Genomic DNA, 3616 nt, shown 5'->3' with positions numbered 1-3616 from the left:
TTAATTTCAATGTGGTTTTTATCACAAAATCTTTAAATCGCTCTGTACGGTGCCTTTCTGTCAATTTAAACGCATATCTATTCTCAAAATCATCAGCAAACTTCACTACTTTGCTGTTTATCATTCAATGCCCTTTAAAACTTCTTCAAGTTCTTTTTGAAGCTTTTCTATGCGTTCTGATGGCATCGGTGCCTTTTTATTTGTTTCCTTTTCAGGCTTTTCAAGGCTCCTAAGAATGTGCTTTGCATGAAAGCGAATATTGCCTTCAAGCGTCTTACAATAACGATAAAAATCTGCTGTTGAGGGCATAAAGGTCGAATTTAAGCCCTCGGCTTTGCCTTTCAAAGCGTTCTTTGTTGCCGTTTGCAATACCCAGCTGCTTATGCCTTCAAGAGCGTAAAGATACGCAAGCGCTGTCGCTTTCTCATCTGATCCCATGGGGCTCTTAAGTCCATTTGAAAGGACAAGATACGTTGTTTGAATTTCTTCTTCAGTCGCTTTCTTTTCAAGCTTTTGCAACGCATCATGAACTAATGAAGTAATTCTCTCCGCTTCTGCAATCAATGGTTTTTGCCCTGTCTTCCAATGGAATGGTGGTTCGGTTGTCATCCTCGAATAGAAATTTGTACACACTATCTGAATTTTTGATATTGGACATGTGCTGTGCAACGCGATAACTCCATCCACGCTGCTGTACTGTTGTTTCAGTGCTTGACTTTCCATAGTTTTTTCCTTTCTGTAAATCTTCAATTGCCTTGCGTACCCAGTTGCGCCATGTTGCTTGCCAATCCGTTTTGCATGCGTCCTTACCTGCCTTGGCATTCCAATAATCTCTAAATTTTGCGATTTCGACTTTCACACGCTCTGAAGGCAAGCCTTCGTTGATTGCAAAATCGTAATCGGGTTCAAAATCCGCAGGCAATCGACAACCTCTATCGGCTTTAACCCGCTTGGCTTTTTTAGGAACGTTTTCTTGCTCGTGAATGGGAGGTTGGTTGTCTGATGATGTTGCGATTTGATTTGGTTCGCTTTCAATCGCATCAACCTCGATTGGCTCGTCAACCAAATCGATTGTTTCTAAATCTTCAAAATCAATTTCTTTTTTTAATAAAACGTTAGTTTTATTTTTTTTATATATGTTAATGTTATTGTTAATGGCATTGCGTTCGCATTGCGCAACACTATGCGCATCGTATGCGCTCTGCATGCAATCCGCATATGCGTTTCCTTTTATATGATTATTGTCATTTTTACCTTTTGTTTTATGCCATCTAGAATGAGCTGCTTTTGTTGCTGCTTCTGATTTCTCTTTGCTATCATTTAATTCTAATGCAACATCTGGGTTCCACAATCAACCATCTTCTAAAAAAATGATGTGTCCAGTTTCTAATAAAAGATCTAATGCCTTCTGAATTTTTTTACTGAGCAGCCAGCCAATAAAGATAACACTTTAAAATTATTCGTAAGCGGCTCTCCTGTGCGAAGCATTTGAAAGCGCAACTTAACATATATGAAACCTTCAAAAGCTGGCAAATATGCAAGATCAAGTAGCCACTTGTCTGCAAAAAGCCTCGTCCATGGTAATTTACTGGACATACCCCAATTCCCTTTCTTTAACTAAATATAAAATTGCTAAAGCATCTGCTTCGTTATCATCTTTCGGATTGTGCCCTTTTGCACGCACCGCCTTAATCATCTCTTCTTTCGACGCATTCCCCTTGCCTGTCGTCGCTTTCTTAATCGTACTTACTGGTATCCCCTCATACGGTATCTGATGCTGTTCACACCACGCCGTTAACGTTGCTAACAAACCACCGTAAACATGCGCTGCATCTGTACCTTTATGACGCCTCACCTCTTCAAAATACACCACGTCAATTTGACCTGCTGTCTGCTTTATTTCTGATAGCCATTGCTTAAAGCGCAAGTAACGCATTCCACCGCCTTCAAAACGGCGCGATTGAAAATTCACGGTACCACTGAACATGTCACCACTTGCACCACGTATCGCCCACCCCGTTTTGGTACCTAGATCAAAACAAAGAATCGTGTTATTCACCGCGCCTCTCCATACAAAACGTGTTTTATAAGGTTGTTTTTTTCTGAAAAGTAGAAAGAGAAAGGCGTATGAAATATGCTTAATGAAATAGAAAATGCTTGGCATTTGATTAATAACAGTACTGTCATATCTACCATTATTGCTACGCTTTTTATCAGTATTGGAGGTTTTTTGTTTAAGTATTTTAAACTTTGTAAAAGAAGAAAAGCTTCAGAACAAAAGCTAACTGTGACAAGTGATCCAATAATATTTCTACCAAGGTTAGAGCGTAAAGAACCGCGTAAAATCCCCTTAATTTTTATACCCTTAATCATTAAAAATCCTACAAAAAAAGATATTAGAATCAAACAAATACGTCTTATTGAAGAAAGCCCTTTTGAACTTATTGCTGCTATGGTATGTAATCCCATTTCTATTGGATTTTCTAGAATGGATCCTAAATGTATCTCTTTCGAAAGAAATTTGATAAAACCGCAACGTAGTATACAATATTTTAAAAAGGGACGTTTTATAAATCCACCATCAGAACAGTTGTTAGAGTTATTTAATCTAAAAAGCCGCAGTGAGTTGTCATTAACACTATATATTTCCCCTCTAAGCTCAAATGATATAGTTGACCCTGAATTTTTCATAAGGCATACTGCACCGTATAATCCAAAGAAAACAATCGAAGTGAGCTTTTGTCCTGTTAGCTTCGACGGATTAAAGACATGGGAAATGTTTTTTGAAATTGCTGATTAAACTGTATATCTTGTGGTTTAATTCTTTCTATTTTTTTGTGTAAACTTGCAATCTGTCCATCAATAGAAGTTACCTGTTTATTTATTAATGTTTCTTGATTTTTAATTATTGTGTCCTTTTCCCTAATTATTTCATCTTGTTCATCTATCTGTTCTTGTAGGTCAGAAGCCTTGAAATAATAGTGTAAAGTAAACAGTGAGACCACAATAATTGGAATGTTATTGATGATATGACCTATGACAAATGACATTACATCTTCCATCTTTCTCTCCTCACTTACCCTTCTTCTTACTCTTCTTATTCTTATGAGCCGGCGCTTTTACTGCTTCATCACGCTGTTTAAGCTCTTGTGTTAGTCTTTGAATTTTCTCGTCACGTTCTTTAATCTCTTGCTTCAGTTCATCAATTTCCTCGTCGTCATGTTCTTCTATCTTTTGTTTCAATTCTTTAATTTCCGTATCACGTGATTGAACATCTGCTTTTAGTGCCTGTATCTTTTCACTTTTCCGTGTAAAATCTTCTCGATACGCATCTATCTTTTGTTTCAATTCTTTAATTTCCTCCTCACGTTCTTTAATCTCTTGCTTCAGTTCATCAATTTCCTCGTCGTCATGTTCTTCTATCTTTTGTTTCAATTCTTTAATTTCCGTATCACGTGATTGAACATCTGCTTTTAGTGCCTGTATCTTTTCACTTTTCCGTGTAAAATCTTCTCGATACGCATCTATCTTTTGTTTTAGTTCTTCAATCTCTTGCTTCAGTTGTTTAATTTCCTTGTCACGTTCTTCAAGATCCGCATCACATTCATCAATTGTC

Annotated in this window: 5 protein-coding genes and 1 pseudogene; 1 reads left to right on the top strand and 5 read right to left on the bottom strand. The window is 37.2% G+C overall.

From position 1 onward, the window contains the following. Positions 1-120 precede the first annotated feature (120 nt). The 3 genes and pseudogenes from ACFILO_RS09065 to ACFILO_RS09055 form a co-directional block, all read right to left on the bottom strand. Positions 121-564, bottom strand: a complete 444-nt coding sequence (locus tag ACFILO_RS09065; protein WP_375613776.1) for a hypothetical protein — start codon at positions 562-564, stop codon at positions 121-123. Beyond that, positions 524-1596, bottom strand: a pseudogene (locus ACFILO_RS09060) (hypothetical protein). Before ACFILO_RS09060 ends, ACFILO_RS09065 begins: the two are co-directional and overlap by 41 nt. Then, positions 1586-2059: a crossover junction endodeoxyribonuclease RuvC gene (locus tag ACFILO_RS09055; RefSeq protein ID WP_375630580.1), complete on the bottom strand. Its 474-nt coding sequence runs from the start codon at positions 2057-2059 to the stop codon at positions 1586-1588. The pseudogene ACFILO_RS09060 and the gene ACFILO_RS09055 overlap by 11 nt, the downstream one beginning before the upstream one ends. Before the next feature lie 75 nt (positions 2060-2134). On the opposite strand from ACFILO_RS09055, the gene ACFILO_RS09050 reads away from it, so the two are divergent. Further along, positions 2135-2800, top strand: coding sequence for a hypothetical protein (locus tag ACFILO_RS09050; protein WP_375627972.1), 666 nt, complete (start codon positions 2135-2137; stop codon positions 2798-2800). On the opposite strand, the gene ACFILO_RS09045 is transcribed toward ACFILO_RS09050, so the two are convergent. Further along, positions 2748-3062 (bottom strand): hypothetical protein, encoded by a 315-nt coding sequence (locus tag ACFILO_RS09045; protein ID WP_375627971.1) that lies wholly within the window; start codon positions 3060-3062, stop codon positions 2748-2750. The two genes, ACFILO_RS09050 and ACFILO_RS09045, sit on opposite strands and share 53 nt — an antisense overlap. A 10-nt stretch (positions 3063-3072) precedes the next feature. Next, positions 3073-3616: hypothetical protein (locus ACFILO_RS09040; RefSeq protein WP_375678178.1), on the bottom strand; the 544-nt coding region annotated here is incomplete at its 5' end.

The organism is Bartonella sp. AP72JLCBS, from assembly GCF_042195705.1.
In the GTDB taxonomy this organism is placed as follows: Bacteria; Pseudomonadota; Alphaproteobacteria; order Rhizobiales; family Rhizobiaceae; genus Bartonella.
This window is presented reverse-complemented; position numbering and strand designations above follow the sequence as displayed.